Annotated in this window: 21 protein-coding genes; 13 read left to right on the top strand and 8 right to left on the bottom strand. The window is 72.6% G+C overall.

All coding sequences use genetic code 11. The features are described 5' to 3' along the window. Positions 1 to 6: 6 nt before the first annotated feature. Genes ACIRSU_RS25380 through ACIRSU_RS25370 form a run of 3 tightly spaced genes read left to right on the top strand, consistent with a single transcriptional unit; the run spans position 7 to position 1,205 of the window. A complete protein-coding gene (locus ACIRSU_RS25380; protein ID WP_403796242.1) occupies positions 7 to 531 on the top strand; it encodes a C39 family peptidase in 525 nt (174 codons plus the stop codon). Continuing rightward, the gene (locus ACIRSU_RS25375) at positions 531 to 902 is read left to right on the top strand and encodes a glutamate ligase domain-containing protein (RefSeq protein WP_403796239.1); all 372 of its coding nucleotides are present in this window, start codon (positions 531 to 533) and stop codon (positions 900 to 902) included. The genes ACIRSU_RS25380 and ACIRSU_RS25375 overlap by 1 nt, the downstream gene beginning before the upstream one ends. Positions 903 to 911: 9 nt before the next feature. Next, positions 912 to 1,205: a DUF6087 family protein gene (locus ACIRSU_RS25370; protein WP_403796237.1), complete on the top strand. Its 294-nt coding sequence runs from the start codon at positions 912 to 914 to the stop codon at positions 1,203 to 1,205. A 254-nt stretch (positions 1,206 to 1,459) separates the two neighbouring features. On the opposite strand, the gene ychF is transcribed toward ACIRSU_RS25370, so the two are convergent. Continuing rightward, positions 1,460 to 2,548, bottom strand: a complete 1,089-nt coding sequence (gene ychF, locus ACIRSU_RS25365; protein WP_403796234.1) for a redox-regulated ATPase YchF — start codon at positions 2,546 to 2,548, stop codon at positions 1,460 to 1,462. A 152-nt stretch (positions 2,549 to 2,700) separates the two neighbouring features. Here ychF and ACIRSU_RS25360 point away from each other — a divergent pair, with 152 nt between their 5' ends. Then, positions 2,701 to 3,342 carry a DUF6542 domain-containing protein gene (locus tag ACIRSU_RS25360; protein WP_403796231.1) on the top strand — a complete coding sequence of 214 codons (642 nt, stop codon included), beginning with the start codon at positions 2,701 to 2,703 and terminating at the stop codon, positions 3,340 to 3,342. A gap of 156 nt (positions 3,343 to 3,498) precedes the next feature. Here the strand turns inward: ACIRSU_RS25360 and ppgK are convergent, their stop codons facing one another. Then, positions 3,499 to 4,266 carry a polyphosphate--glucose phosphotransferase gene (gene ppgK, locus ACIRSU_RS25355; protein WP_403796229.1) on the bottom strand — a complete coding sequence of 256 codons (768 nt, stop codon included), beginning with the start codon at positions 4,264 to 4,266 and terminating at the stop codon, positions 3,499 to 3,501. A gap of 97 nt (positions 4,267 to 4,363) precedes the next feature. Then, entirely contained in the window at positions 4,364 to 5,371 is a 1,008-nt protein-coding gene (locus ACIRSU_RS25350) for a 4-hydroxy-3-methylbut-2-enyl diphosphate reductase (RefSeq protein ID WP_403796226.1), read from the bottom strand. Positions 5,372 to 5,425: 54 nt separating this feature from the next. Here ACIRSU_RS25350 and ACIRSU_RS25345 point away from each other — a divergent pair, with 54 nt between their 5' ends. The 4 genes from ACIRSU_RS25345 (at position 5,426) to ACIRSU_RS25330 (ending at position 9,600) form a co-directional block, all read left to right on the top strand. Next, complete coding sequence (locus ACIRSU_RS25345; RefSeq protein WP_403796223.1) at positions 5,426 to 6,772, top strand: APC family permease; 1,347 nt, start codon at positions 5,426 to 5,428, stop codon at positions 6,770 to 6,772. 410 nt (positions 6,773 to 7,182) lie between these two features. After that, positions 7,183 to 8,388 carry an exodeoxyribonuclease VII large subunit gene (xseA, locus tag ACIRSU_RS25340; RefSeq protein WP_403796221.1) on the top strand — a complete coding sequence of 402 codons (1,206 nt, stop codon included), beginning with the start codon at positions 7,183 to 7,185 and terminating at the stop codon, positions 8,386 to 8,388. Positions 8,389 to 8,509: 121 nt separating this feature from the next. After that, on the top strand, positions 8,510 to 8,758 hold the full coding sequence (locus ACIRSU_RS25335; RefSeq protein ID WP_403796218.1) for an exodeoxyribonuclease VII small subunit: 249 nt from the start codon (positions 8,510 to 8,512) through the stop codon (positions 8,756 to 8,758). Positions 8,759 to 9,006: 248 nt separating this feature from the next. Further along, positions 9,007 to 9,600, top strand: coding sequence for a malonic semialdehyde reductase (locus tag ACIRSU_RS25330; RefSeq protein ID WP_403796215.1), 594 nt, complete (start codon positions 9,007 to 9,009; stop codon positions 9,598 to 9,600). A gap of 85 nt (positions 9,601 to 9,685) precedes the next feature. Here the strand turns inward: ACIRSU_RS25330 and ACIRSU_RS25325 are convergent, their stop codons facing one another. Further along, positions 9,686 to 10,213 (bottom strand): DUF4245 domain-containing protein, encoded by a 528-nt coding sequence (locus ACIRSU_RS25325; RefSeq protein ID WP_403796212.1) that lies wholly within the window; start codon positions 10,211 to 10,213, stop codon positions 9,686 to 9,688. A 135-nt stretch (positions 10,214 to 10,348) separates the two neighbouring features. Here ACIRSU_RS25325 and glpX point away from each other — a divergent pair, with 135 nt between their 5' ends. Continuing rightward, positions 10,349 to 11,383 (top strand): class II fructose-bisphosphatase, encoded by a 1,035-nt coding sequence (glpX, locus tag ACIRSU_RS25320; protein WP_403796211.1) that lies wholly within the window; start codon positions 10,349 to 10,351, stop codon positions 11,381 to 11,383. Positions 11,384 to 11,483: 100 nt separating this feature from the next. Here the strand turns inward: glpX and ACIRSU_RS25315 are convergent, their stop codons facing one another. The 4 genes from ACIRSU_RS25315 to ACIRSU_RS25300 form a co-directional block, all read right to left on the bottom strand. After that, entirely contained in the window at positions 11,484 to 11,864 is a 381-nt protein-coding gene (locus tag ACIRSU_RS25315) for a WhiB family transcriptional regulator (protein ID WP_403796208.1), read from the bottom strand. Between the two features lie 213 nt (positions 11,865 to 12,077). After that, positions 12,078 to 12,791, bottom strand: a complete 714-nt coding sequence (locus tag ACIRSU_RS25310; RefSeq protein WP_403796206.1) for a DUF1707 domain-containing protein — start codon at positions 12,789 to 12,791, stop codon at positions 12,078 to 12,080. Positions 12,792 to 12,920: 129 nt separating this feature from the next. Continuing rightward, a complete protein-coding gene (locus ACIRSU_RS25305) occupies positions 12,921 to 14,645 on the bottom strand; it encodes a hypothetical protein (RefSeq protein ID WP_403796203.1) in 1,725 nt (574 codons plus the stop codon). A 20-nt stretch (positions 14,646 to 14,665) separates the two neighbouring features. Further along, a complete protein-coding gene (locus ACIRSU_RS25300; protein WP_403796201.1) occupies positions 14,666 to 16,405 on the bottom strand; it encodes a hypothetical protein in 1,740 nt (579 codons plus the stop codon). Positions 16,406 to 16,643: 238 nt separating this feature from the next. On the opposite strand from ACIRSU_RS25300, the gene ACIRSU_RS25295 reads away from it, so the two are divergent. The 4 genes from ACIRSU_RS25295 (at position 16,644) to ACIRSU_RS25280 (ending at position 23,038) form a co-directional block, all read left to right on the top strand. After that, positions 16,644 to 18,308 (top strand): fumarate hydratase, encoded by a 1,665-nt coding sequence (locus ACIRSU_RS25295; protein WP_403796200.1) that lies wholly within the window; start codon positions 16,644 to 16,646, stop codon positions 18,306 to 18,308. A gap of 153 nt (positions 18,309 to 18,461) precedes the next feature. Continuing rightward, a complete protein-coding gene (locus ACIRSU_RS25290; protein ID WP_403796197.1) occupies positions 18,462 to 21,203 on the top strand; it encodes an AAA family ATPase in 2,742 nt (913 codons plus the stop codon). Between the two features lie 139 nt (positions 21,204 to 21,342). Continuing rightward, the gene (locus ACIRSU_RS25285; protein ID WP_403796195.1) at positions 21,343 to 22,215 is read left to right on the top strand and encodes an NAD-dependent epimerase/dehydratase family protein; all 873 of its coding nucleotides are present in this window, start codon (positions 21,343 to 21,345) and stop codon (positions 22,213 to 22,215) included. Positions 22,216 to 22,243: 28 nt separating this feature from the next. Continuing rightward, the gene (locus ACIRSU_RS25280; RefSeq protein ID WP_403796193.1) at positions 22,244 to 23,038 is read left to right on the top strand and encodes an MBL fold metallo-hydrolase; all 795 of its coding nucleotides are present in this window, start codon (positions 22,244 to 22,246) and stop codon (positions 23,036 to 23,038) included. Positions 23,039 to 23,108 lie beyond the last annotated feature (70 nt).

The following is a 23,108-nucleotide window of genomic DNA, read 5'->3' as shown; positions in this document are numbered from 1 at the left end:
GTCCCCATGTGCCGACAGCTCATCACCCCCGCCGAATGGGATCTCCACGGAGGGTGGGCACTGGGAGACAGGATCGAATGGTCCAACCGGGCGTGTGGCCTGGCATCGCTGAGAATGATCCTGCTCGCCTACGGGCGGGAGGCGCCCACGGTGACGGAACTTCTGAAGCTCGCCGTGAAGCACGAGGTTCTGACCCCGCGTGGAGCACTTCACGCGGGGATCGCGAGCCTGTCGACCGAACTAGGTGTTCCCGGCCTGGCAGAACCCGTCCCCAATGAAACGCTGCTCGGCCGCCTAGCTGACGCCCCCCTCATCGCGTCCGTGACCGAGCAGTTCCCCGACGACGGCCGATCAGGCGGCCACCTCGTCATCCTGCGCGGCTACGAGGACGGCCCCGATCCGACGATCCTCTTCCGAGACCCGTCGGCTTGGGGCCAAGCACATGATCGGGTCCTCCTCAGTCGCTTGTCCGCGTCATACACGGGTCGCGCCATCACCTTCGCACCCCTGACCACCACTGGAGAGTTTTGATGCCCGAGACAGGCGACGGCACGGCCGAGGCCGCAGGCGGTCGGAGGATCGCTGTGCTCGGTGAGATGCTGGAGCTGGGCGACGAGGGAGTAGAGGCCCACCGCGAGATTGGTCGCTTCGCAGCCGAGAGCGGCGTCGATCTCGTCGTAGCGGTCGGCGGGGCCCTTGCGAAACAGCTCGCCCTCGCAGCAGGAGCGGCGGGCGTCCCAGACATCGCGTTCGTCGGCGACAACGCGACCGCCGCGGCCTATCTCGACTCGATCCTCCAGCCCGACGACGTGGTGCTTGTCAAGGCGTCTCGCGGCGGCCAGCTATGGCAGATTGCCCAAGCCCTCAATGGACAGCCCGTGACGGGGCTCAGCGACCACTAGGTTGGCGGAATGGACGACGAACCGCTGTCGGAGTGGTTGGAGCGCCGGGACGCGAAGATCGGCCGCCTGCGGGCTGTGCCCATCGTGTCGGGCGACGGCCCCAGGGGGGCGCACCTGAACCCGGACGCGCCACGTGCCATCGAGCGCTGGAGCGGTCACGCCTGGGAGCCCCACGGGTTCGCGTCCAACCTCGCTGAGGCGAAGCGCATTCTGCACCCTGAAACCAACAAGCCTTCGGCGCCTGCTCTCGGCCCCGGGAGGCAGCCGCTCGCCCCAGGCAAGGGCCGGCACCGGAAGCCGTAGGCGCTCTCTGAGCCCCGACTCGTCCCTCCCCGGAGGTGAACGGGCCGGGGCTCTGTCGTGACGACACCGGCCCAGGAACCATCCAGCACCGATCCAGCACGGTGCGGGTGATGACGGGTGATGACGGGTGACGAGGTGTCAGATTATCCAGCACCTATCCAGCACGGTGAAAAGCTAGGGGTCCACCCCGGGAGAGGTGGACCCCTTCTGACCTGCATGTTTGCCAGATCAGCAATGTGGTGCTATGTAGCGCATTAGACGTTGAAGCGGAACTCCACGACGTCGCCGTCCTGCATGACGTACTCCTTGCCCTCCATGCGCGCCTTGCCGGCGGCGCGGGCCTCTGCCACCGAGCCGGTGGCGACGAGGTCGGCGAAGGAGATGACCTCGGCCTTGATGAAGCCCTTCTGGAAGTCGGTGTGGATGACACCGGCGGCCTCGGGGGCGGTGGCGCCCTTCTTGATGGTCCAGGCGCGGGCTTCCTTGGGGCCGGCCGTCAGGTAGGTCTGCAGGCCGAGGGTGTCGAAGCCGACGCGGGCGAGGGTGGCGAGGCCGGGCTCCTCGGCGCCGACGGACTGGAGGAGCTCCATGGCGTCCGCCTCGTCGAGCTCGGCGAGGTCCGCCTCCAGCTTGGCGTTGAGGAAGATCGCCTCGGCGGGGGCGACCAGGGCGCGCTGCTCGTCCTTGAAGGCCTCGTCGGTCAGCTCGTCCTCGTCGACGTTGAAGACGTAGAGGAAGGGCTTGGTGGTGAGCAGGTGGAGGTCGTGGAGCAGCTCCGCCTTCTCCGAGCCCTGGACGATGCCCGCCGAGAAGAGGGTGTCGCCCTTCTCCAGGAGCTCCTTCGCCGCCTCGACCGCGGCGACCTTGGGCGCCACGTCCTTCTTGATCCGGGATTCCTTCTGGAGGCGCGGCAGGACCTTCTCGATGGTCTGGAGGTCGGCGAGGATCAGCTCGGTGTTGATCGTCTCGATGTCGTCCTTCGGCGAGACCTTGCCGTCGACGTGGACGACGTTCTCGTCCTTGAAGGCGCGGATGACCTGGCAGATCGCGTCCGACTCGCGGATGTTCGCCAGGAACTTGTTGCCCAGGCCCTCGCCCTCGCTCGCGCCGCGCACGATGCCGGCGATGTCGACGAAGTCGACCGTGGCGGGGAGGATGCGCTGCGAGCTGAAGACCTCGGCGAGCTTGTCCAGGCGGGGGTCCGGGACGCCGACGACGCCGACGTTCGGCTCGATCGTGGCGAACGGGTAGTTGGCCGCCAGCACGTCGTTCTTGGTCAGGGCGTTGAACAGGGTCGACTTGCCGACGTTCGGCAGGCCGACGATTCCGATCGTGAGCGACACGGTGGCGACTTCCCTAGGAGGAGTGGAGGTGGGGCGATCCCCCAGTTTACGGGGGCACCGAACCTGGCCATGACGGCGCTCTTCGCGCCAAGGTCACCCAAAGGGCGTGTCCCGCACCGTCTTCCCGGCCCCTTCCGACCTACGTTGGTGGGGTGGAGCAGCACAGGACACGCAAGCCGCAGGCCCGACGCCCCGCCGCGGGCCGGCCGCAGGGGCCGCAGGGGCCGCAGAACCCGCAGAGCCCCCTGGCGCCGCCCGGCGCCCTCGTCCAGGGTGCCGCGGTCTACCGGGTCGCCGCCAAGCCGCGTCCCGGCCGGCCCCGGGTCGAGCGGCCGGCCCGGCCCGCGCCGCCGCTGGTCGTCGCGCTGCGCAGGCTGCCCAACCCCCGGCTCACCGGTCTCGGCGCCGGGCTCTTCGCCTCGGCCGTGATGCTGGTGGTCGGCTTCCTCGACTGGCTGCTCCTCGACAGCTCCCCGCTCGCCTTCGGGCTGCTCTTCCTGCCGGTGAGTGCCCTGACCGCGCTGTGGGTGCGGACCGCCGACCTGGTCACCGCCCCGATCAGCGTGCCCATCGCCTTCGCGGTGGGCGTCGTGCCGATCTCGGGCGGTACGGGCGGGGTCGGCGGCCAGGCGATGGCCCTCGTGACGGCGCTCGCCGTGCACGCCGGGTGGCTGTACGGGGGGACGCTCGTCGCCGGTGTCATCGCGAGCGTCCGGAAGGTACGGGACATGGGCCGCCGCCAGGAGCAGCGGGCCCGGGCCCGGGCGCAGGCCCAGGCGGCGCCCCACGGCTAGGGCGCCCCGGGCCGGGTCGAAGGCGACGGCCGGGACGCCGTCGAACGCGTGGTGGGTCTTGGTGACGAGGCCCGTGCCCGCCTCGTAGCGGTACAGGTCGGTCGGTGCCGTAGAGCCTGACCGCGCGGGGCGCTCCGGACCGAGACGGTCGCGGCGTTACGGCTTCGCCGCCGTCGCCACCGTCGTCGCCGTCGCCGCCATCGCGGCTCCCACGATCCCCGCGTTGTTCTGCAGCTGCGCCGGGACGATCTCCGCCCGAATGCCCTCGATCAGCGGCAGGAACTTGTCGGCCTTCCGGCTGACGCCGCCGCCGATGATGAACAGCTCCGGCGAGAACAGCATCTCCACGTGCGCCAGGTACTTCCGCAGCCGCCGGGTCGCCCAGTGCTCCCAGCTCAGCTCCTCGTCCTCCCTCGCCTTCGAGGAGGCGCGCTTCTCGGCGTCGTGGCCCTTGAGCTCCAGGTGGCCGAGTTCGGTGTTGGGGACGAGGGTGCCGTCGACGAAGAGGGCGGAGCCGATGCCGGTGCCGAGGGTGAGCAGGATGACCGTGCCCTTCCTGTCGCGGCCCGCGCCGAAGGTCATCTCGGCGATGCCGGCCGCGTCGGCGTCGTTCAGGACGGTGACCGGCAGGCCGCCGAGGCGGTCGCGGAGCAGCCGGCCGGCGTCGACGCCGATCCAGGCCTTGTCGACGTTGGCGGCGGTCCGGACGGTGGAGTCGGTGACCACGCCGGGAAAGGTCACGCCGACCGACCCCGACCAGCCGAAGTGGCCGACCACCTCGGCGACGCAGCCCGCGACGTCGTCGGGCGTCGCGGGCTGCGGGGTGAGTACCTTGTGGCGCTCCTGGGTCAGGTCGCCGCGGTTCAGGTCCACGGGCGCGCCCTTGATGCCCGACCCGCCGATGTCCACTCCGAAGACGTTCATGGACTCAACGTTACGGGCCGGAGCGCTCCGTCACCCGTCATTCACCAGGTCGTCGGCGCTCGTCGGCGCTCGCTCGGTGCTCGCCGGTGGGACGTGCTCACTCGCCGGCGAGCAGCGCCTCCGCCTTGGCCCGGAGGTCCTTGTCGCGCAGCTCCTTCGGGAGCGAGAAGGTCAGCGACTCGTCGGCCGTCTTGACCAGCTCGACGTCCACGTAGCCGCGCTGGGAGAGCCACTCCAGGACCTCCTGGACGAGGACGTCCGGCACCGAGGCGCCCGAGGAGAGGCCGACGCTGGTGACGCCTTCCAGCCAGGCCTCGTCGATCTCGCTGGCGAAGTCGACGAGGTACGCGGCGGGGGCGCCGGCCTGCTTGGCGACGTCGACCATGCGCTGCGAGTTGGAGGAGTTCTTGGAGCCGACCACGATGACCAGCTCGGCCTGGCCGGCGAGCTCCTTGATGGCGGTCTGGCGGTTCTGCGTGGCGTAGCAGATGTCGTCGGACGGCGGGGAGATCAGCTGCGGGAACTTCTCCTTCAGCGCGTCCACCGTCTCCATGGTCTCGTCGACCGAGAGCGTGGTCTGGGAGAGCCAGACGACCTTGGACGGGTCGCGGACCTCGACCTTGGCGACGTCCTCGGGGCCGTCGACGAGCTGGATGTGGTCGGGGGCCTCGCCGGAGGTGCCGATGACCTCCTCGTGGCCCTCGTGGCCGATGAGGAGGATGTCGAAGTCCTCGTTGGCGAACCGCACGGCCTCCTTGTGGACCTTGGTGACCAGCGGGCAGGTCGCGTCGATCGTCGCGAGCCGGCCCTGGCGGGCCTCCTCGTGGACGGTCGGGGCGACACCGTGGGCGGAGAACATCACGATGTTGCCCGGCGGCACTTCGGTCGCCTGATCGACGAAGATCGCGCCCTTCCGCTCCAGGGTCTGCACGACGTATTTGTTGTGGACGATCTCGTGGCGGACGTACACGGGGGCCCCGTACTGCTCGAGGGCCTTCTCCACGGCGATCACGGCACGGTCCACGCCCGCGCAGTAGCCGCGGGGAGCGGCGAGCAGGACACGCTTCGGGCGGTTGGTTGCGGGCGACGCAGTCATGGGTCCCATCGTAAGGCCGCGTCGGTCGGCGGTTTCCTCACCACGGTGGCCGAGACTGACGCCATGGCTGAGGAAACGCGGGTGGCCGATCACGAGCACCTCCGACGGAGCCTCGGGTTCCGTGATCTGGTCGTCTACGGGCTCCTCTTCATCGCCCCCATGGCACCGGTCGGCATTTTCGGCACACTCGACGCGAAATCGCACGGGGCGGTCGCACTCGTGTACGTGGTGGCCACCGTCGCCATGGCGTTCACGGCGTTCAGTTACGCGCAGATGGTGCGGGTCGTGCCGCAGGCCGGCTCGGTCTTCGCGTACGCCCGTACGGCCCTCGGGGAGGGGGCTGGGTTCGTCGCCGGCTGGATGGCGATGCTCGACTACCTGCTCATCCCGGCCGTCGCGTACCTCTTCGCGGGCATCGCGATGGAGGCGCTGGTCCCACAGGTGGACCGATGGATCTGGACCGCGATCGCGGTCGTCGTCACGACGCTGCTCAATCTGTGGGGGGTGCGGGCGGCGGCGCGGGTCGGCCTCGCCGTGCTCGCCATGGAGATCGCGGTGCTCCTGGTCTTCGTCGTGTCGGCGGTCGTCGTGCTCGTACGGGACGGGGCGCAGCGCGACTGGTGGTCGCCGCTCGCCGGGGACGCCGGGTTCTCGGCGGCGGCGGTGCTCGCGGCGGTGTCGGTGGCGGTCCTGTCGTACCTCGGCTTCGACGCCATCGCGACCTTCGCCGAGGAGGTGACGGGCGGCTCGGCGAAGGTGGCGCGGGCGGTGCTGTTCTGTCTGGCGCTCGCCGGGGTGCTGTTCGTGGCGCAGACCTGGCTGGTGGCGCTGCTGCAGCCGGTCTCGTCGAAGGCGATGGCGGTGGACCCGGCGCTGCAGGGTTCGGCGTTCTACGACGCGGTGGACGCGGCCGTCGGACGGTGGCTGCACGACCTGGTGGCCGTCTCGAAGGCGATCGGCGCGGCCTTCGCGGCGCTCGCCGGGCAGGCGGCGGGCGGGCGGCTGCTGTTCGCGATGGGCCGCGACCGGCGGCTGCCGCACGTGCTGGCCCGCACGGACGCGGGCGTGCCGCGGGTGGCGCTGCTCGTCTCGGCGACGATCACGATGGTCGCGGCGGTGTGGGCGGCCCGGCAGCCCGACGGCCTGGACCATCTCGTCTCGGTGGTCGACATCGGCGCCCTGACGGCCTTCGTCCTGCTCCACGCGAGCGTGGTGGGCTGGTTCGCGCTGCGCCGCATGGCGGGCCCGCCGCGCTGGCTGCCCCACGTCGTGGCGCCGGTGGTCGGCGCGGCGATCCTCATCGCGGTGATCGTGGAGGCGGCACCGTCGGCACAGGTGGTGGGCGTGATCTGGCTGGGCGTCGGCCTCGTGGTCCTGGCGATGCAGGGAGCGCGACGGCCGCTGCGGTGACCGGGGGGATGGCGGGACGGGTGGGCGCCGGAGCGCGGGGCGCCGGACAAGTGGGCGCCGGGCCCGTGGGCGCCAGACCGCGCAGCACCGGACCCGTGGGCGCCAGACCGCGCAGCACCGGACCCGTGGGCGCCAGACCGCGCAGCACCGGACCCGTGGGCGCCAGACCGCGCAGCGCCGGGCCCGTGGGCGCCAGACCGCGCGGCACCGGACCTGTGGGCGCCGGAGCGCGCGGCGTCAGACCGCGGAGCGCCAGGCCGCGCGGCGCCCCACCCGCGGGCCGGCCTTGCCGACCGCCACCGCCACCGCCGGCCCCGGGCCCATTCACGCCCGGTGCCAAGGCTCGGCCGGGGCCAAGGCTCGGCCGCACGACCGGTCCCGTTGTCGCACCCGCCCGTTACGCTCGGCGCATGGGTCTGAACACGTCCGCCGAAGCGCCGCTGCCCGTCGGGGAGGTCTCCCGGCTCATCGGGGGGTGGATCGACCGGCTGGGGGTGATCTGGGTCGAGGGGCAGATCACCCAGTTGTCGCGACGGCCGGGTGCCGGGGTGGTGTTCCTGACGCTGCGCGATCCGTCGTACGACATCTCGATCAACGTGACCTGCTACCGGCAGGTCTTCGACGCCGTCGCCGACGTCGTCTCCGAGGGCGCGCGGGTCGTCGTGCACGCCAAGCCGGAGTGGTACGCGCCGCGCGGGCAGCTGTCGCTGCGGGCGGCGGAGATCCGGCCGGTCGGCATCGGCGAGCTGCTGGCCCGGCTTGAACAGCTCAAGCGGACGCTGGCCGCCGAGGGCCTGTTCGCGCTCGACCGGAAGAAGCCGGTGCCGTTTCTGCCGCAGCTGATCGGCCTGGTCTGCGGCCGCGCCTCGGCGGCCGAGCGGGACGTCCTGGAGAACGCGCGGCGGCGCTGGCCCGCCGTCCGCTTCGAGGTGCGCAACGTGGCGGTGCAGGGCGTGAGGGCGGTGCCGCAGGTGATCCAGGCGGTGAAGGAACTGGACGCGCACGAGGACGTGGACGTGATCGTCGTGGCGCGCGGCGGCGGCAGCGTCGAGGACCTGCTGCCGTTCTCGGACGAGCAGCTGATCCGGGCGGTCGCCGACTGCCGTACGCCGCTGGTGTCGGCCATCGGCCACGAGCCGGACTCGCCGCTGCTCGACCTGGTCGCGGACCTGCGGGCATCCACGCCGACGGACGCCGCCAAGAAGGTCGTCCCGGACGTGGGCGAGGAGCTGGAGCGGGTGCGCGGTCTGCGGGACCGCGCGCTGCGCTGCGTACGGGGGCTGCTGGAGCGCGAGGAGCGGGGCCTGGCGCACGCGCTGGCGCGGCCGGTGATGGAGCACCCGCAGCGGATGGTCGAGGTCCGCGAGGACGAGCTGGCCGCGCTGCTCGCGCGCAGCCGGCGGACCCTGGGGCATCTGCTCGACCGGGCCGACTCGGAGCTCTCGCACACCCGGGCGCGGGTCCGGGCGCTGTCGCCCGCGGCCACGATGGAGCGGGGTTACGCGGTGCTCCAGCGGGCGGACGGCGCGGTGGTGCGGGACCCGGCGGAGGTCGCGGTCGACGAGGAGCTGCGGGCGCGGGTGGCGGCGGGCGAGTTCACGGTGCGGCGCTCGTAGGACGTCGGGCCCGTACGCGTAGGACGTCGGATCCGTACGTAGGACCTACGTCAGGGAAGTGTCGAGAAGTACAGAGAACTGCACAGACATGACAGAGAACCGACAGACAAAGGTGGAACGCATGGCAGCGCGCGCGGACGCGGACGAGACTGCGACTGCACTCGGCTACGAACAGGCCCGTGACGAGCTCATCGAGGTCGTCCGGCGCCTGGAGGCGGGCGGCACGACTCTCGAGGAGTCGCTGGCGCTCTGGGAGCGCGGCGAGGAGCTGGCGAAGGTGTGCCGGCACTGGCTGGAGGGCGCCCGGGCGCGCCTCGACGCCTCGCTGGCGGCCGAGCGGGAGCAGGAACAGGACGCGGCGGAGGACTGAGCGCCGAGGGGCCGGGCGCCGAGAGGTCGGGCGCCGAGAGGTCGGGCGCCGAGAGGTCGGGCGCCGAGGGGTCGGGCGCCGAGGGGTTGAGCGCGCCGGCGGGCCGCGTACACTGAATCCTGTGAAGCGGATCACTATCCGGTTTTAAATAGGGCGAGTAGTTGAAACTTCACCTACTTCCGTCGTACTGTCGAGGCATCGCTCGAACTCCCTGACGAGCGACCCGTGCAGTTCGGAAGGTATGCAGCATGTCTCTCGCCCTTGACCCCGCCGCCCAGGACCTCCTCTTCCGTGAGGCCCGCACTGCCAACACGTTCACCGACGAGCCGGTGACCGACGAGCAGGTCCAGGCGATCTACGACCTGGTCAAGTACGGTCCGACCGCTTTCAACCAGACCCCCCTGCGCATCACCCTGGTCCGCTCCGCGGAGGCCCGTGAGCGCCTCGTGAAGCACATGGCCGAGGGCAACCAGGCGAAGACCCAGGCCGCCCCGCTGGTCGCGATCCTCTCCGCGGACAACGAGTTCCACGAGGAGCTGCCCGCCCTGATGCCGCACTTCCCGCAGGCCAAGGACCTCTTCTTCTCCGAGCGTCCGGTCCGCGAGCAGTCCGCGCTGCTGAACGCCGCCCTGCAGGCCGCGTACTTCATCGTCGGCATCCGCGCCGCCGGCCTGGCCGCCGGCCCGATGACCGGTCTCGACTTCGGCGGCGTGCAGAAGGAGTTCCTGGACGCCGACCACACCCCGCTGATGGTCATCAACATCGGCAAGCCGGGCGAGGACGCCTCCCCGTTCCCGCGCCAGCCGCGCCTCGCCTACGACGACGTCATCACGACCGTCTGATCGGCGTACGCACAGCACGTACGAAGGAAGGCCCCCGGTGCATCGCACCGGGGGCCTTCCCCGTACCTCCGCCCGCGCAGGCGGACTACGCCTTCTTCGCCTGGAGCGCGCCCGCCATCTCGGCCAGCCGCTCGAACGACGCCGTGCCCGTCACGACCGTCGTCGCGCCGTCCTCGGTGCGCACCAGGGCGTCGTACTTCGGGCCCTCCCAGCGCTGCCAGACCCGCCCGGCCACCGTCTCGGTCTTCCCCGAGTTCTTGGCCTGCTGGGTGACCGCGGGCACGAACTTCTTCGGGTCCTCCGTCGACTGGTTGAGGGCCACGTACTGGGTGTCGGGGCTCAGGAAGCCGAGCCGCCAGGCGTTGTGGTCCTCCCGCTGGTACGAGACGACCGTCGCCTTCCATCCGTCGCCCAGGCCCTCGGGGGCCAGCACCGGGTACGGTGCCGCCCGCTGGGCCGTCAGAAGCTCCACCCGGTAGTCCTTCGCCTTCACCGGGGTCGCCGTCTCGTCGTGCGGGATGAAGACGTACATCACGCCCGCGGCGACCGCGATCACCGCGAGGGACTGGAACATCCCGCGTACCGTCTGCCTGCGTCGCTGGTTACCTGCCACGCCCCCATGGTCGCATCATGGTGTTGTGCTCATACGTGGGCCCCTCTGCTCAATTTGTCGACCTGACGATAGAGTCACGGCACCCTCTTGTTTTTCCGGCCGTCGCCCGTCGCCGTAACAGAAAGGTGCGCACCGATGTCCGAGCACCACCACCTGCCGCCCGAGCTCGAGGTCTCCCCCGAGGCCCCCGACCGCAACCTCGCCCTCGAACTGGTCCGCGTGACCGAGGCCGCCGCCATGGCCGCGGGCCGCTGGGTCGGTCGCGGCGACAAGATCGGCGCGGACGGCGCGGCGGTGAACGCCATGCGGGCCCTCATCTCCACCGTCTCGATGAACGGCGTGGTCGTCATCGGCGAGGGCGAGAAGGACGAGGCGCCGATGCTCTTCAACGGCGAGCGGGTCGGCGACGGCACCGGCGCCGAGGTCGACATCGCCGTGGACCCGATCGACGGCACCACGCTCAACGCCAAGGGCATGCCGAACGCGATCGCCGTGCTCGCCGCCGCCGACCGCGGCAGCATGTTCGACCCGTCCGCGGTCTTCTACATGGACAAGCTGGTCACCGGCCCCGAGGCCGCCGACTTCGTCGACATCAACGCGCCCGCCTCGGTCAACATCCGCCGGGTCGCCAAGGCCAAGGGCATGAACGCCGAGGACGTCACGGTCGTCATCCTCGACCGCCCGCGCCACGACGGCATCGTCAAGGAGATCCGCGAGACCGGCGCCCGGATCAAGTTCATCTCCGACGGCGACGTGGCCGGCTCCATCATGGCCGCCCGCGAGGGCACCGGCGTCGACCTGCTGATGGGCATCGGCGGCACGCCCGAGGGCATCATCTCGGCCTGCGCCATAAAGTGCCTGGGCGGTGTGATCCAGGGCAAGCTGTGGCCGAAGGACGACGCCGAGCGGCAGAAGGCCCTGGACGCCGGGCACGACCTGGACCGGGTGCTCTCCACCAACGACCTGGTCTCCGGCGAGAACGTCTTCTTCGTCGCCACCGGCATCACGGACGGCGAGCTGCTGCGCGGGGTGCGCTACCGCTCCGAGACGGCGACCACGCAGTCGCTCGTCATGCGCTCGAAGTCCGGCACGATCCGGCAGATCGACTCGACGCACCGGCTCGCGAAGCTGCGCGCCTACAGCAAGATCGACTTCGACCGGGCCAACTGAGACCGAGGCCGGCAGCCGAGGACGGATACGAAGAGGGGCGCCCCCATGTGCGGTGGGGGCGCCCCTTCCCGTACGGGCGACGGACCCGTCGGTACGGCGGTCAGCCGGCCTTCGCGATGCGCTCGGCGCGCTCGGCGGCCGCGGCCTTGCGCAGCTCGGCGTCCCGGCGGCGGCGCCGGGCGAGGACGACGCGGCGCTCGGCGGCGGTGAGGCCGCCCCACACCCCGTACGGCTCGGGCTGGAGCAGGGCGTGCTCGCGGCACTCGACCATCACGGGGCACCGGGCGCAGACCCGCTTGGCCGCCTCCTCGCGGGAGAGCCGGGCGGCGGTGGGCTCCTTGGAGGGGGCGAAGAAGAGACCGGCCTCGTCCCGGCGGCACACCGCCTCCGTGTGCCACGGGCCGCCCTCGTCCTCCCGGGCGGGGGTGCGCTGGGGCGGCACGGCGGCGACCCGGAGGGGCTGATGCGGCATCTGCAGCACGGTCTACTCCTGACGACGGCTTCCGCTGGCGGGGGCGATTGGCGACGCAACGAGCCCTACCCGCTGTGCGTGCGCCTATGCACTGCGTGCCCCGGCGTTCCGAAGCGCGGACACGGGACGGCGAAATCCGGTCACCGGTCGGAGCGGAACGCGGGCGTCAGCCGCTGATCAACCGACCGGTCACCGTCGGGTCACCGACCGGCCGTCGTCCGATCACTGACCGAGATCCTTGCGGAACTTGGCCTGAAGGTTGCTCTGCAGGTCGGTGACCCACTTGCCCCGCTTGGGCTTGGCCTCCACGTTCCCGAAGACGGACCAGCCGTTGACGACGATGACCGGGGCCTGCGGGTCGGCGCCCTCGGAGGTGACGACCTCGAAGTTGCCGAAGACGCCGGTGCCGCTGCCGCGCAGGGTCACGTTCTCCGGGACGCGGACCTCGACGTTGCCGAAGATCGAGGTGGCGTTGATGGTGGTGAGACGCTGGGCGAAGATCGCCTCGGTCAGGTCGATCTCGACGCTGCCGAACAGCGAGAAGGCGTTGGTGCGACGGCCGACGCGCCAGCGGCCCTTGCGGGTGGAGGCCGAGAACACGGCGACCAGGTTGTCCGCCGGGCCCTCGACACCCTCGTCCCCGTACCCGGGCAGGGGCTCCGGGCGGTGGCCGGTGGCGGGCAGGTCGCGGACGAGCGGCTCCAGCTCGCCGACGGTCTTGGCCCGGTACACGGCGTCGATCCGGTCCGCGTGCTCCTCGGCGTCGAGCCGCCCCTCCGCCAGGGCGTCCCTGAGGATGTCCGCGATCCGGTCCCGGTCGGCGTCCGAGGCCCGCATCGCCCCCTGCGGATCGGCGAATTCGGGCCGTGCCGCGGGGGCGGCCGACTGCTCGGGCTGCTGCCGCTCGGGCTGCTGGGGCTGCTTTTCGAGGTCCACGGAGCCAGCCTAGCGAAACGCGATAGATCGCGACCAGAGGGCTCGGCGGGAGCTGCACGGAGAAGCCCTCTCCGGCCCTGGGGCGGGCCGGAGAGGGCTGAGGCGAGGGCTCATGGGGACCCGGAGGGGTCAGCTCACCGTCGTCCCCAGGGTCGCGGTGTTGTTGCCCGGGTCCGGGTCGGGGTTGCCGCTCGTGACCGTCGCCCTGTTCGTGATCACGGTGCCGGGGACGGCCCGTACCGTGACCGTGAGGGTGACGGTGGCCTGGCCCCCGCGGCCGATGCGCCCCAGCGCACAGGTCACGGTGTCGGACGTGCCGGTCGGGGGCACGGTGGCGCAACTGCCCCTGGTGGACGTGGCGCTGGAGAACCGTCCCTCACCGGGCAGGCTGTCGTCGAGCACCACGTTGTCGGCGGCGGCGGGTCCGTCGTTGCGGACGGTGATCGTGTAGGTGAGGCTCTCGCCGTTGGCGACGGGCGCGTCGGAGGTCGTCGTGACGCTCAGGTCCGCGCGCGGCAGGGCGATGGCCAGGCTGTGGTCGAAGCCCGCCGCGACCGCACCGACACCGTCCAGCATGCGGGAGCAGGGCGCTGTCTGCCGGGGAGCGCACACCTGGACGGGGTTGGTCTCGTACGTCGTGTCTCCGCCTCCCGGAAGGCGGGCGTTGCCGAGCTGTCCCGAGATGTTCTCGCCCCAGGCGCGGACGGTGCCGTCGGACTGCCGGCTCAGACTGTGCCGGAAACCGGCGGCGACGGCGGTCGCCCCGCCGAGGTACTTCGTGCAGAAGCCGATGGTGCCCGTCGCGCAGACCCGTACGGGGACCGGACTGTCGGTCGCGCCCCGGGCGCTGCCGTTGCCCAGCTGGCCGCTGAAGTTGTCGCCCCAGGAGCGCACACCGCCGTCCGACAGGACCGCGAGACTGTGCTCCGAGCCCGCGGCGACCGAGGCCACACCGCTGAGGTAGGTGGTGCAGCCGGCGGTCGTACCCACGGCGCAGACGCGGACGGGTTCAAGTCGGTTCGTCGTCGTTCCGTCGCCGACCTGACCCGAGGAGTTGCCTCCCCAGGCGCGGACCGTGCGGTCCGCCATCAGCGCCAGGCTGTGCGAGCCTCCGGCCGACATGGTCCGCACACCGCTGGTCAGCAAGGTGGGGACCGGTACGAGCCGCTGCTGGGTGGTGCCGTCACCGAGACGGCCGTCTGCGTTGAAGCCCCAGGCCCGCAGGCCGCCCCCGGCGTCCAGCGCGAGGCTGTGGGCCCCACCCGCGGAGATCGCGGTCACGCCGGTGAGGAACCTGGTGCAGCCGGCCCCGGTGTTCTCGGCGCAGACCTGGACCGGGACGTTGCTGTCGGTGGTGGTGCCGTTGCCGAGCTGGCCTTGGAAGTTGTCTCCCCAGGCCCAGACCGTGCCGTCCGAGCGCAGGGCGAGGCTGTAGTTGTCACCCGCGGCGATGGCGGTCACGTCGGTGAGGGAACCGACCCGGACAGGTGCGCTCCTGCCCTCGTTGGTGCCGTCGCCGAGCTGGCCGACACCGTTGTCGCCCCACGCCCAGACCGTGCCGTCGGTGCGCAGGGCGATGTTGTGCCAGTCCCCGGCGTCGGCTTCGATCACATTGTCCAAGGGCTTCGGACAGGGGGCGGTGCCGCAGACCGTGACCGGGACGTTGGAGCCGCCCGGGGAGGCCGCGTCGCCCAGCTGGCCGAGGGCGTTGTCTCCCCAGGTCATCGCGTTGCCGGGCAGGGCCGACCGCCCCGCGGTGGCCTCCCCGGGGGCCAGCCCCACCCACAGCAGCCCGGCCGCACCGAGGACCAGCGCCCGCCGCAGGGCGGAGCCGCCACGCACAGCACGTTTCATCGATCGTCCTCTCGTACGCATCAGCTCACCGGCGTCCGGAGCGTCGCGGTGTTGTTGACCTGCTTGGGGTCGGGCGTGGTGGCGCTCACCGACACGGCATTGGTGATCATGGTTCCGGCCGGCGCGGTGACCGTGACCCGGATGGTCACGGTGGCCTGGGCGCCGGCCCCGATCCGGCCGAGCGGGCACGTCACCGTGCCGGACGAACCCACCGGCGGACCGGTGCAGCTCCCTCTGCTCGGCGTGGCGCTCTGGAAGCGGCTCGCACCCGGCAGCGTGCTGCTGAGCGACACGTTCTCCGCCGCCGACGGCCCGTCGTTGCGCACCGTGACCGTGTAGATCAGCTGCTCCCCGGAGGCGACGGGTTCGTCCGCGCCGATCGCGACCCGCACGTCCGCACGGGTCCTGACGATCGCCAGGCTGAAGTCGGAGCCCGCCCCGACGGCGCCCACACCGTCGAGGAGGCGCGAGCACGGCGCGGTCCGGCCGGGAGCGCAGACCGTCACCGGCGTCGTCCTGTTCGTGGTGGTCGCGTCACCGAGCTGCCCGGAGGCGTTGGAGCCCCAGCCGCGGGCGGTGCCGTCGCTCTGCCGGCTCAGGCTGAAGGAGGCGCCCGCGGAGACGGAGGTCACCCCGCCCAGGACGGTGGCGCATCCCGCGCCGGTCCCGGACCCGCAGACCTTGACGGGCGTGGTCCGGTCCGTCGTGGTGCCGTCGCCCAGTTGACCGAAGGCGTTGTCACCCCAGGCGCGTACCCCGCCGTTGGAGAGCACCGCCACGGTGTGGGCACCGCCGGCGTCGGCGCCGGTCGCCCCGGTGAGGAAGCTCGTGCAGCCGGCACCGGTGCCCACCGCGCACACCGGGCCGGGCAGGAGCCGGTCGCCGGTGGTGCCGTCGCCCACCTGGCCGTCGGCGTTGCGGCCCCAGCTGTAGACCTGGCCGGCGTTGCGGAAGACCGCCACACTGTGCGCGGAGCCGGCGGCGAGCGCCACCACGTCGCCACCCACCTGCACATAGACCGGGGTCGGGCTCGAAGAGGTGGTGCCGTCGCCCAGCTGACCGTCCGTGTTGTTGCCCCAGGCGCCGAGGCGGCCCCACGCGTCCACGGCGAGGCTGTGCTCACCGCCCGCGGCGATGTGGATCACGTCGGCGAACGAACCGAAACACTCGTTCTCCGGATTGGGAAGACAGGCGACCTGGACGGGTGAGGGCCGGTCGGTGGTGGAGCCGTCGCCCAGCTGGCCCGCGTTGTTGCGTCCCCAGGCCCAGATGTGGCCGTCACGCGTGAGGGCGAGGGTGTGGTTGTCGCCCGCGGCGATCGCGGTGACGTCCGTGAGGGAGCTCACCCGGGCGGGTGTGGTCCGCGCGTCGGTGGTTCCGTCGCCGAGCTGTCCGTACTGGTTGGCCCCCCAGGTCCAGACCGTGCCGTCGTCGCGCAGCGCCACGCCGTGGCCGGCTCCGGCGTCGACCGCGTCCACGTCGGTCAGGGAGCCGGCGCAGCCGGCGCCGTCGCAGATGGTGACCGGGGTGGTGCTCAGTCCGGAGCCGACGCCGCGGCCGAGCCGTCCGGCGTCGTCGCTGCCCCAGGCGTAGCCGGTGCCGGGCTCGGCGGCCCTGGTGGCGTCGCGGGCGGCCACCGGACCGGCGCCCGGACCGGCACCCGCGGCCGCCGCCGGGGAGAAGCCGGCCGCCAGCAGGGCGGCCACGCCCAGGGCCGCGGCCGCTCTCCGGACGGACCGGCCTCGGAACGTGAGTCTCATGATCATCCTCTCCGTGCGTGACAGAGGGGCCGGAGCCGACGGAACCGGACCTGGGAACATCACTAACCGTGCCGGATCACGCACGCCACGTGAGGGCGCAATTGGCCGACACGTACACCACCCGTGCCGAACTGAGCCTTACCTCACAGCCGCCCCCGCGGAGCCGCGCTCTACGCTGGATGGCGCGCCGCCAACGGAGGCGGCGCCGCTGTCTGCCGAGTGAGGAATGGCCGTCGACATGCCAGAGTTCGCGTACTCCGATCTGCTCCCCGTGGGAGAGGACACCACGCCCTACCGCCTGGTGACCTCCGAGGGTGTCTCCACCTTCGAGGCCGACGGCCGTACGTTCCTCAAGGTCGAGCCGGAGGCGCTGCGCCAGCTGGCCGCCGAGGCGATCCACGACATCCAGCACTACCTGCGCCCGGCCCACCTGGCCCAGCTGCGGAAGATCATCGACGACCCGGAGGCGTCGAGCAACGACAAGTTCGTCGCGCTCGACCTCCTGAAGAACGCGAACATCGCCGCCGCCGGCGTGCTGCCGATGTGCCAGGACACCGGCACCGCGATCGTCATGGGCAAGCGCGGCCAGAACGTCCTCACCCAGGGCCGCGACGAGGAGGCCCTCAGCAAGGGCATCTACGACGCCTACACCAAGCTGAACCTGCGCTACTCGCAGATGGCCCCGGTGACCATGTGGGAGGAGAAGAACACCGGCTCGAACCTGCCCGCGCAGATCGAGCTGTACGCGACCGACGGCGGCGCGTACAAGTTCCTCTTCATGGCCAAGGGCGGCGGCTCCGCCAACAAGTCCTTCCTCTACCAGGAGACGAAGGCCGTCCTCAACGAGGCGAGCATGATGAAGTTCCTGGAGGAGAAGATCCGCTCGCTCGGCACGGCCGCCTGTCCGCCGTACCACCTCGCCATCGTCGTCGGCGGCACCAGCGCCGAGTTCGCGCTGAAGACCGCGAAGTACGCCTCCGCGCACTACCTGGACGAGCTGCCGACCGAGGGCTCCGCCGAGACCGGCCACGGCTTCCGCGACAAGGAGCTGGAGGAGAAGGTCTTCGAGCTGACGCAGAAGATCGGCATCGGCGCCCAGTTCGGCGGCAAGTACTTCTGCCACGACGTGCGCGTGGTCCGCCTCCCCCGCCACGGCGCCTCGCTACCGGTCGCGATCGCCGTCTCCTGCTCGGCCGACCGCCAGGCCGTCGCCAAGATCACCGCCGAGGGCGTCTTCCTGGAGCAGCTGGAGACCGACCCGGCGCGCTTCCTGCCGGAGACCGAGGACTCCCACCTGGACGCGGGCGAGGTCGTGAAGATCGACCTCAACCAGCCGATGGACGAGATCCTCGCCGAGCTGACCAAGTACCCGGTCAAGACCCGCCTGTCGCTGACCGGCCCGCTGGTCGTGGCGCGCGACATCGCGCACGCCAAGATCAAGGAGCGGCTGGACGCGGGCGAGGAGATGCCGCAGTACCTGAAGGACCACCCGGTCTACTACGCGGGCCCCGCGAAGACCCCCGAGGGCTACGCCTCCGGCTCCTTCGGCCCGACGACGGCCGGCCGCATGGACAGCTACGTCGAGCAGTTCCAGGCGGCGGGCGGCTCCAAGGTCATGCTGGCCAAGGGCAACCGCAGCAAGCAGGTCACCGACGCGTGCGGCGCGCACGGCGGCTTCTACCTCGGCTCGATCGGCGGCCCGGCGGCGCGTCTCGCGCAGGACTGCATCAAGAAGGTCGAGGTCGTCGAGTACGAGGAGCTCGGCATGGAGGCGGTCTGGAAGATCGAGGTCGAGGACTTCCCGGCGTTCATCGTGGTGGACGACAAGGGCAACGACTTCTTCCAGAACCCGGCCCCGGAGCCGACGTTCACGCACATCCCGGTGCGCGGCCCCGGTCTCTGACCTCCGGCCCGTATGAACCCGTGACAGGCCCCCGGCACTCGCCGGGGGCCTGTTCGGCTTTCCCCGGATCCCCGGATCCCCGGACCCCTGATTCCTCTGATTCCCCTGATGGCACGATGATCCGCACGAACAGCGGGGAACAGGGGGACACCGATGGCCGACGCGAGCCTGAGCGGGCGCGGGCGGGAACTCGCCTTCCTTGAGCGGCTGCTCGCCGAGGCGGCGGAGGGCCGCGGCGGCGCCGTGGTGGTGCGGGGTGAGGCGGGGGCCGGGAAGACGGCGCTGCTCGAACGGGCCGGGGTGCTCGCGAGTGAGGGCACGGTGCTGCGGTGCGCCGGGGTCGAGTCGGAGGCGGCGCTGCCGTACGCCGGGCTGCAGGTGCTGCTGCGGGGGACGCTCGACCGGGCGCGGCGGCTGTCGGGGCGTCAGCAGGCGGCGCTGCGCGGCGCGGTCGAGCCCGCGGGGCTGCCCGCGCCCGGGGACCGGTTCCTGGTCGGGGCGGCCACGCTCGGGCTGCTGGGGGAGCTGGCGGAGGAACGGCCGGTGGTGGTGCTCGTCGACGACGCGCACTGGCTGGACCTGGAGACGGTGGATGCGCTGCTCTTCGCGGCCCGGCGGCTGGGCATGGCGCGGGTGGCGCTCGTGTTCGCCGTACGGGAGGGCCTGTTCGACGGTGATCCGGGGCTTCCGGTGCTGCAGTTGGGGCCGCTTTCCGACGAGGAGGGTACGGCGCTGCTGGCCGGCCGTGCGCCGGAGCTGCACGCGGCGGTCCGCGGCCGGGTCCTGGGGCTCGCGGCGGGCAATCCGCTGGCGCTGGTCGAGCTGGCCGGGGCGCTGACGCCGGCCCAGCGGGACGGCAGTGAGCCGGTGGACGAGCGGGAGATCGCGGTGCTGCCGGCGTCGCGGCGGGTGCGGCGGATCTTCGACGAGCGGATACGGGCGCTGCCCGCGCCGACCCGCGCGCTGCTCACGGTCGCGGCGGCGGACGACACCGGTGACCCGGCGCTCGTGCTGGCGGCGGCCGGGCGGCTCGGGGCGGGCGCCGGGGACCTGGGCCCGGCGGAGGCGGCGGATCTGGTGCGGGTGAGCGGGCACCGGTTCGCCTTCCGGCATCCGCTGGTGCGGGCCGCCGCCTACCAGGGCGCGCTGCTCGCGGAGCGGACGGCCGCGCACCGGGCGCTCGCGGACGCGGCGCCGGCGGGCGGGGACGTGGGGCGCCGGGCCTGGCATCTGGCCGCGGCCACGGTCGGCTACGACGAGCGGGTCGCCGCCGAACTCGAGCGCAGCGCCGAGCTGTTCCGCGCGCGGGGCGGCCGGGCGGCGGTCGCGGCCGCGTACCGGCGGGCCGCGCAGCTGACCGACGGCCAGGAGCCCCGTTCCCGTCGGCTGGTCGCGGCGGCGGCCGCGGCCGCGGAGGCCGGGCAGGTGGAGTTCGCGGCCGCGCTCGCCGACGAGGCGGGTCCGGTGGGCGATCCGGCCGCGGTCGCCCGGCTGGCCAGCATCCGGGCGGCCCTGGAGCACGGCCGGGGCCGCGCGGAGCCGGCGCGGCTGCTGCTCGTCGAGGCGGCCCGGGAGGTGACGCCGGTTCAGCCGGACACGGGCGCGTGGCTGTTGTTCGAGTCGGCCGCGATGGCGTGGGACGCGCCGGACGCGGCCGCGGCGGCCCGGGACACCCGGGAGCGGCTTGCCGGTCTGGACTTCGGCGACTGTCCGGTGCACCGGGGCGCGAGCGGGGTGCTGGGCGCGATGGCGGGCGACGTCATGGGCGCTTCGGCGATCCGGGAGTTCGCGGCGTACGTGAACCGGACGCGGCGCGAGCGTGGGCTGGCCCAGCAGGTGCGGCTGCACGGCTGGAACATGCTGCTCGGCGAGTACGGGGCGGTGCACGACGAGGCGGTGGCGCTCGAGCAGGAGTGCCGTGCGGAGGGCGCGGTCGGGGTGCTGCCGCGGGTGCTGCTGCGGCTCGCGCGCTGCCGGCTGTTCCTGGGGCGGCACCGGGACGCGTACACGACGGCGGTCGAGGGCCTGGAGATCGCCCGGGACACGGGCCAGCGCCATCTGGCCGGGCTGCTCCGGTCCGAGCTGGAGGTGCTCGCCGCGCTCGACGGGGAGGAGGCCGGCGGGACGGATCCCGAGCGCGGGCTCTTCGCCGGTGTCGCGCCGGTCCCGGTCCTGCGGCTGCGGGCGCAGGGTCTGCTCGATCTCGGGCTCGGGCGCTACGAGGCCGCGCTGCGGCGGTTCGCGGCGCTCACCGACGGGCCGCACCGGCACCTGATGGTCGCCGTGCACAGCCTGCCCGACCGGGTGGAGGCGGCGGTGCGGCTCGGCCGGGCCGAGGAAGCCCGCGCGGCGCAGCTGCGGTTCAGCCGCTGGGCGATCGCGACCGGGACGCCGTGGGCGCGGGCCGTGGAGCTGCGCTGCCGGGCGCTGCTCGCGCCCGAGGGGGCGACGGAGCGGTTGTTCGGGTGGGCGCTCGAAGCCCACGGCGCGGGCGAGCGGCCGTTCGAGGAGGCGCGCACCCGGCTGCTGTACGGGGAGTGGCTGCGGCGGGAGAAGCGCCGGGCCGACGCCCGTGAGGCGCTGACGGGGGCGCTGCAGGCGTTCGAGCGGACGCAGGCGCGGGCCTGGGCGGACCGGGCCCGCGCGGAGCTGCGGGCCCTCGGCGCGGCTCCGGCGCCGGCGGCCGCCGGGCCGGACCTGGTGGGCCGGCTGACCGCGCAGGAGCTCCAGGTGGTGCGGCTCGCGGCGACGGGCCTGAGCAACCGGGAGATCGGCGCGAGGCTGTTCCTCAGCCCGCGTACGGTCGGCTACCACCTCTCCAACGCCTATCCGAAGCTAGGCGTGACCTCGCGGGCCGCGCTCGGCGGCCTCGGCGGGCTCGCCGGCCTCGGGTAAGGCATGCCGCGGGACCGGCTACGGCACTTCGGGGCCGGCAACCCCGTCATCTGACAGATCCGCCGGTACGGGCTCAGCTCCTACGTTTCTCCCGTTGACCGGTGGGCGGTCAGCGGGAGTCCGAGCCACGGGAGTCGTCATGAAGGTCCTGGTCCTGGGAGCCACCGGTTACATCGGTTCCGCGGTGGTGGCGCGGCTGACCCTTGAGGGCCACGACGTGGTCCCGCTGGTGCGCGACGCCCTCGCGCTCGCACCCGACGCCCCGGTGAGGGTGGGTGATCTCACCGATCCGGAGTCGCTGCGGGCGGCGGTGACGGACGACGTGGACGCGGTGGTGAACCTGGCGCCGCCGACCGGTGACGAGGCGGTGGACGCCGCCGCGGTCGACGCGCTGCTCGCGCCGCTGCGGGGCACGGGCCGGGCGTTCGTCTACACCAGCGGCGTGTGGGTGCTCGGCGCCACCGGGGACGCCCCGGCGGACGAGGAGGCCGCGACCGACCCGATCGCCATGGTGGGCTACCGGCCGCGGATCGAGCGGCGGGTGCTCGACGCCGCCGGGGACGGCGTCCGGGCGCTCGTGGTGCGCCCCGGCATCGTGTACGGCCAGGGCGGCGGCATCCCGGCGCTGATGACCGGCTGGGCCAGGGAGCACGGCACGGGCCGGTACGTGGGCTCGGCGGCGACCCGCTGGCCGATGGTGCACGTGGACGACCTCGCCGAGCTGTACGTGCTGGCGCTGGCCAAGGCCGGGGCGGGCGCCGTGCTGCACGGCGTCGCGGACGAGGCGGTGCCGGTGGCCGCGCTCGCGGCGGCCGCGGACCTCGCGGCGGGCGGCACCGGCCGGGCCGAGTCGTGGCCGCAGGAGCAGGCCGCGGAGGTGCTCGGGGCGCCGTTCGCGGAGGCGCTCGCGCTGCACCAGGTGGTGTCGGCGCGCCGGTCCTTCGAGGACCTCGGCTGGCGCCCGAGCCGCCCGCACGTCCTCACCGAGCTGACCGGCGGCACCCGTGACTGACGCGCAGGACCTGACGAAGGAGGAACTCATGACGTACCCCATCTGCCGCGGCTGCGGCACCCAGTACGCCGAATCACGCACCGACTGTCCGGTCTGCCTGGACGAGCGGCAGTACGTGCCCCGGAGCGGGCAGCGGTGGACGTCGCTGAAGGAGCTACAGGCCGAGGGGCACGGCGGACGGTTCGAGGAGCAGGGGCCGGGTGTGACCGGCATCGGCGTCTCGCCCGAGTTCTCGATCGGCCAGCGCGCCCTGCTGCTGCGCACCTCCGCCGGGAACGTGCTGTGGGACTGTGTGCCGTACCTGGACGACGAGATGGTGCGCCGCGTCGAGGAGCTGGGCGGCATCGACCACATCGCGATCAGCCACCCGCACTTCTACTCGGCGATGGTCGAGTGGGCGCACGCCTTCGACGCGCCGGTCCACCTGCACGAGGCGGACCGTGAGTGGGTGGGCCGGCCGGACCCGGCGGTGCGGTTCTGGAGCGGGCGGAGCATGCAGCTGACGGACGAGCTGACGCTGATCAACCCGGGCGTGCACTTCCCGGGCAGCGCGGTGCTGCACTGGAGCGCGGGCGACGGGGCGCTGTTCACCGGTGACGTGATCAACGTCGGTCCGGACCTGCGCTGGGTGAGCATCATGTACAGCTTCCCCAACCACGTACCGGAGCAGCCGCAGAAGGTCCGTCTCGCCGCCGACGTGCTGGCCGGCTTCCGCTTCGACCGGCTCTACGGCGCCTGGTGGGACCGGGTCATCACGACCGGCGCCGAGGAGGTCCTGTCCCGGTCGGTCGAGCGCTATCTGCGGTTCGAGCGCGGGGAGTGACGCGAGGGGTGGCCCCCTCCGGGCCGGCCGCCCGCAGGGCCCCGGGGTCCGCGGGGGTGACACCGGGGTG

The sequence above is a fragment of the Streptomyces sp. NPDC101160 genome (assembly GCF_044768205.1).
Lineage (GTDB): Bacteria > Actinomycetota > Actinomycetes > Streptomycetales > Streptomycetaceae > Streptomyces.
Note: the sequence above shows the minus strand (reverse complement) of the source record. Positions and strands in the feature narration are given on the sequence as shown.